The 4274-nt window shown below is 71.8% G+C and carries 5 protein-coding genes; 2 read left to right on the forward strand and 3 right to left on the reverse strand.

Going from position 1 to position 4274, the window contains the following annotated elements; translation table 11 throughout:
* Positions 1-616, reverse strand: a 616-nt coding sequence (locus ACFWXO_RS44890) for a LysE family translocator (RefSeq protein WP_380532918.1), incomplete at its 3' end; no start/stop codon positions are given.
* Between the two features lie 190 nt (positions 617-806).
* Here ACFWXO_RS44890 and ACFWXO_RS44895 point away from each other — a divergent pair.
* Positions 807-1421 (forward strand): Imm43 family immunity protein, encoded by a 615-nt coding sequence (locus tag ACFWXO_RS44895; protein ID WP_380532921.1) that lies wholly within the window; start codon positions 807-809, stop codon positions 1419-1421.
* Positions 1422-1498: 77 nt separating this feature from the next.
* On the opposite strand, the gene ACFWXO_RS44900 is transcribed toward ACFWXO_RS44895, so the two are convergent.
* Positions 1499-2716, reverse strand: coding sequence for a serine hydrolase domain-containing protein (locus tag ACFWXO_RS44900; RefSeq protein ID WP_380532926.1), 1218 nt, complete (start codon positions 2714-2716; stop codon positions 1499-1501).
* Positions 2717-2932: 216 nt separating this feature from the next.
* On the opposite strand from ACFWXO_RS44900, the gene ACFWXO_RS44905 reads away from it, so the two are divergent.
* Positions 2933-3646: a MarR family transcriptional regulator gene (locus tag ACFWXO_RS44905; RefSeq protein ID WP_380532929.1), complete on the forward strand. Its 714-nt coding sequence runs from the start codon at positions 2933-2935 to the stop codon at positions 3644-3646.
* Positions 3647-3686: 40 nt separating this feature from the next.
* Here ACFWXO_RS44905 and ACFWXO_RS44910 read toward each other — a convergent pair.
* Positions 3687-4274 (reverse strand): glycoside hydrolase family 10 protein (locus ACFWXO_RS44910; protein ID WP_380532932.1); only part of this gene is annotated, 588 nt, incomplete at its 5' end.

Raw genomic sequence — 4274 nt, forward strand, 5'->3', positions numbered from 1 at the left:
TGGGGGGGGCTCGCTGTTTCTCAACACCTCTGCCGCGGCCCCGGGGGCGGGGGGGGCGCGCGGCCGCGCGCCGGTCGAGCCAGCCCCCGATCCGGCCCGCGAGCACGCCCACGGTGCCGTCGACCAGGAACTCGATCGCGATGAAGACCGCCCCGAGGAGCAGGAACTGGAGCCAGACCCGACCCAGGCCGGGGTCGACGAACTGGGGCAGGAACGCGATCGTGAACGTGACCATCTTCGGGTTCACCAAGTTGGTCAACAGCCCGCGAACGTAAGCGCGTCGGCCGGAGACCCCGTTCGCGCCCGCCGACTCGACCCGCTCCCGGCCGCGGTGGCGGATCGCCTGCACACCGAGGTACACCAGGTAGGCGGCGCCGGCCAGGCGCAGCGCGGTGAACGCGGTCGGCGCGGCGGCGAAGAACGCGGACAGTCCCACGGCGGCGAGCGCGATGTGAACGGCCTCACTGGTCGCGACCCCCGCGGTGGCGAGCAGCCCGGCACGGGCGCCGCCGCGGATCCCGCAGCCGAGGATGAACAGCATGTCCGGTCCCGGGGTGACCATCGCGACGAGGGTGGTGACGAGGAAGACGGCGAAGAGGTGCGGATCGACAGGCATGGGCCGATGCTCGTGCGGGCGTGGCAGCCCTGCAAGCGATATTCGTAGGTCGAGACGGAGGACCGGCGGCGAGGTGAAGGCCCGGTACCGCCGCATTCACGAATCCCGTGCGGCCGCACTGATCGGTAGGCTGGCGGCGACGGGGGCGGGGGCCGGCTCCGCGTCCGGCCGTGGACGGGGGATCACCGCTTTGCACTTCGCGTTGGCGTACCAGGACGAGGCCCGCTGCCCGGCCTTCCTCAACGGGTTGATCCACGAGGAGTTCTCGGACGACGGCCACGACCGGCCGATGCAGTACGCCTGGCACTACGCCACGGGCGACGCCCCGCTCGCCGACCTGCCGGCCGAGCTGTGGCTGATCACGAAGGACCGGGCCTACGACTTCGACTTCCACACGCAGTTCGACGGGCACGTCGTCAGCGGCGAGTTCCTGGCCCTGATGCGGGCCACCGACACCGGTGGCTGGCAGGCCGCGAAGCTGAACGTGGTGTCCAGCAAGGGCAGGCGGATCCCCGCGAAGGACTACTACTTCGTGAAGTTCCCCCGGACCGAACTGCTCAAGGTCGAGGACGTGGTCGACCTCGCGGGGTCGAGGATCGACTTCCGCCGCGACGGGCAGATCAAGAAGGTCTGGGAACTGCGCTTCGGGACGCCGCCGGAGCGCGACCTGTTCCTCTTCGACTCCATCCCGCTCCTCGGGGTTGCCTTCTGCTCGGAGAGGTTCGCCGAAGCCGCGCGGCGGTTCGGCCCGAGAGGAGTCACCTTCGTGGAGCTGCCGGACATCGGGACCGTCCAGAGCGCCTGACGCGCTCGACGGCCGAGGAGTGGGAAGTCGGTGGGGCCGACGTCCCACTCCTCGGTGTTGTCCGGGTTCCGGGTTCCCTACTTCTTCCCCTCGCCGCAGAACTCGGCCTCCAGTTCCTTCGTGAAGACCGCGACCGGCCCCCACGCCTCGCCGTTCGCCCAGTCGCCGTTGACCTGGGTCGACATCATGTGGCGGCCGTCCCGGCTCCCGAACGTGTACGACCAGGAGCCGTTGATCGCCCCGCCCATCCCCCACACCTCGCCGCAGGACAGCGTGATCGAGCCGATTCCCAGGCCGTAGTGGGAGTTCGGGATCCACCCCGTGGGGCCTGCCTTCGGGTCCTTCATGGTGACCATCTCCGCCATCTGGGCCGGCGGCAGCAGCCGGCCGCCCAGCAGCGCCTGGAAGAAGGTGCTCAGGTCCCCCACCGTGGAGATCATGTCCCCCGAGCCGTAGCCCCAGGACGGGCTGAGCTCGGTGACGTCGTAGACGGGCAGCGTCGGGGCGTCGAACGGGCCGAGTTTGGAGTAGAAGCGGCCGTGCGGCCCCTGGATGCCGGTGTCGTCGGCGGCGGGCTCGTAGGTGCTCTTGAGGTGCAGGGGCTTGGCGAAGCGGTCGGCGATCTCCTGGGCGAGGCTGTGGCCGGTGGCCTGTTCGACGACCAGCGCGGCCAGCACGTAGTTGGTGTCGGAGTACTCCCAGCTGGTGCCGGGCGCGAAACTGGGCTTCACGCCGATGCCGATCCCGACCAGCTGGCGCGGGGTGAACCGGTCGAAGCGGTGCTGCAGGAAGGCCTCGCCCCGGAACTCCTTCGAAACCGTTTCGTCCATCGCGAAGTTGGCGATCCCGCTGGTGTGGTTGAGCAGCTGGCGAAGGGTGATCTTCGACCCGTCGTACCCGTTGCCGTCGACCAGGCCGGGCAGCCACTGCTCGACGCTGTCGTCCAGCGTCAGCTTCCCCTCGGCCTCCAGCTGGAGCAGCGCGGTGGCCACGAAGGTCTTGGTGGTGCTGCCGATCCGGAACCGGTCCTGCGGCTCGAACTTCTGCCCGGTGGCCAGGTCGGCGGTGCCGGACTGCCCGTACCAGGTCGAGCCGTGGTCGCGGACCTCGGCCGTGACCCCCGGCAGGCCGTTGACGGTGACCGCCTGGTCGAGCGCGGCCTGGAGTCCCTGGTGGCCGCCGTGCCTGGCATCGGGGGCGGCGGCGAGGGCGGCCGGGGCGGTGGCGGTCAGCAGGGCGGCGGCCACGGCGGTGGCCAGGCCGGTGGCGAGGGCGGTGCGGGTGGTGGTCTTCACGGTGGGTCCCCCTGGTCGGTCGGGCTTTCGTCGTCGGTGAAGAACGTACGGCCGAGTTCGAGGATCCATCAACATCTGATTGCTTCAACGCCAGCATCACAGCAGGTCAGTGACGGTCAATCATTGCAATGACGATGCCGACGAATGCAAACGCGGTTGCAACCGCGCGGCCCGGATCCGGATACTCGTGCGAAGGCCCGAGGAGAGGAGCCACCCGTGCCGGGTGCCAGGCTGAGCCCGCAGGACCGTCTCGCGATCGCGACCGGTCTCGCCGAGGGGCTGGACTACGCCGCGATCGCCCGGCTGATCGCCCGCCCCACCTCCACGGTGACCCGGGAGATCGCCCGCAACGGCGGGCCCGGCCGCTACCGCGCCGAGACCGCCCAGCGCGCGACCGCCCGCCGGGCCCGACGCCGGCCCGGCCTCGCCCGACCGTCCGGGGGCACCCCGGCCGCACCGGACGGGCGCGACCCGGCGGCCGTCGACGACTACGCCGGCCGCTTCGCCGACCTCCTCGTCCACATGGGGCTGCCCCGCATGGTGGCCCGGGTGCTCAGCTGTCTGTACGTCACCGACAGCGGCAGCCTGAGCGCGGCCGACCTGGTGCGTCGCCTCGGCGTCAGCCCGGCCTCGGTGTCCAAGGCCGTGGGCTACCTCGCGGACCAGGGGCTGATCCGCCGCGAGCGGGACGGGCAGCACGGCCGCCGCGAGCAGTACACCATCAACGGCGACGTCTGGTACCGCTCGATGCTGGCCAGTGCCCAACGCAACGCCCTGCTCGCCGAGTTCGCCCGCACCGGCGCCGACCTGCTCGGCGCAGCCACCCCGGCCGGGCAGCGTCTCGACACGGCGGCGGACTTCCTCGCGGAGATCGGCACCGACCTCGTCCGCGCCGTGGAGCGCCGCCGCTCCGGCACCGGGCTGTCCTGAGGGGGGGCGGACGCCGCCGTCCGCGTCTACCAGGACGGTCTCACGGACGGTCCCGGGACGGGGACGGGGACGGCGGGTAGTGGTCGGCGACGACGCGGGCCATGGCGCCGATGGGGTCCTCCGCGACGTCCTGTGCCGCGAAGAAGCAGTGGCCGCGGACCGTGCCGTAGTCCTGGGCCAGGGTGAGGTGGCGGGACAGTTCGGCCGGGTCCTGCCAGGCGGCGGGCTGGCCCGACGCGCCCGCCTTGTACAGGGCCTCGCCGAGGTAGAGGTCGACGCCGGTGCCCCTGGCCACCTCGTCCCACCAGGGCACCAGGACCGCGTAGTCGGCGGGGGCGAAGCCGATGTTCCAGTAGAGCTGCGGGCAGATGTAGTCGATCCAGCCCTCGCGCACCCACGTCCGGGTGTCGGCGTGCAGGTCGTCGTAGGCCTCGATGCCCGCCGTGGTCGCCGAGCCCCGCTGGTCGGTCGCCCGGTTGCGCCACACCCCGAACGGGCTGATCCCGAACCGCACCCGGCCGTTGGCCTCCTTGATCCGGGCGCCCGTCTCCCGCACCAGGAGGTGGTTGTTGTGGCGCCGCCCCCCGGCGCGGTCCCGGGAATGCGCCCCCGCCCCCGCGGTCGGCCC

The sequence above is a fragment of the Kitasatospora sp. NPDC059088 genome (genome assembly GCF_042738155.1).
In the GTDB taxonomy this organism is placed as follows: Bacteria; Actinomycetota; Actinomycetes; order Streptomycetales; family Streptomycetaceae; genus Kitasatospora.